We start from the raw sequence: 1,017 nt of genomic DNA, 5'->3' as shown, positions 1-1,017 counted from the left end.
GCCGGCCTCAGTTCGCCGGCATCACCTGGCCGCGGATCTCGCCGGCCGGATGCTCCTTCGTATGGACGTTGAAGTACCACTTGCCGCCCATCAGGTCGGTCACCTGCGCGTCGGTGAGTTCCTTCGAGCCCTTGATCGGGCTCGCGAGCCCGTCCTTCGGAATCGGCACCTGCACGCCGGCGTTCTGGCCGACCGGCGCGGGCCCGTGGAAGTGCGCGGCGGTCGCCGGCCCCGTGAGGTGTTCGTAAGTCGCCGTCCACTGCAGCATGTGGGTGGCCGTGTCGTAGGTGGCCTCGACGGCGCCGGAGCCCTTGGTCGCGGTGGGCGGCACCTCGCTCGACGGCTGCAGGCTGGCGGACAGGCGCACCGTTTCGGCGGCGGCGCTGCCGGCGGCCAGCACACCCGTGAGCAACACGACCTGGAGCAAACGCAGCTTCGGCATGAATCCTCCTTGTACGACGTGATACGCCACCCGGCCGGGGACGTTACGTGATGGTAGTCGATCGCCACCGATCCGGCAGCCTGTCGTAACGAGGAAGAGACCTTTGCAGCGCGGGCCATGAATCCGCGCGCGGCCTTTCGCTACACTTCGTCTCACAGTTGCTTGTTTCCTTCGTCCGAAGGAGTCTGCGAGTATTCACGCGGCCACCCGGCCGCGTTTTTTTTGCCCGTGCCGCATGGCATGCCGGCATCGTCATGCACATTCCGCTGCGCGGGCTCTCAAGCATCGCGAATCAATTTTCGCCGCGGCGACCGAATCGGACCTCGCGCCGACACCGCGCCTTCACGCGCGATAGCCGGGATCGATGCGATCGACGATACGCTGCAGCGCGTCGAACGCGTCCTGCCCGGCGCCATGCTTCGGATCGAAATTCAGCGAATCGCGCACGCATGCGTCGAGCACTGGCGGCGCGATCGGCAATGCGCCGCCGATCGCGTGGGTCGCGACCTGCACCTCGCACGCGCGATTGAGCAGCCACATCAGCGAGAACGTCTGCGCGAGCGTCGCGCCGATCG

The 1,017-nt window shown here is 67.0% G+C and carries 1 protein-coding gene and 1 pseudogene; both read right to left on the bottom strand.

The features are described 5' to 3' along the window. Window positions 1–7: 7 nt before the first annotated feature. Window positions 8–442 carry a CHRD domain-containing protein gene (locus PI86_RS15490; RefSeq protein ID WP_039324363.1) on the bottom strand — a complete coding sequence of 145 codons (435 nt, stop codon included), beginning with the start codon at window positions 440–442 and terminating at the stop codon, window positions 8–10. Window positions 443–784: 342 nt separating this feature from the next. Further along, window positions 785–1,017: pseudogene (locus tag PI86_RS15485) on the bottom strand (class II aldolase/adducin family protein); the annotation flags it as partial.

The organism is Burkholderia sp. A9, assembly GCF_000801975.1.
The sequence above is the reverse complement of the archived record's forward strand: the minus strand, read 5'-3'. Positions and strand labels throughout refer to the sequence as shown.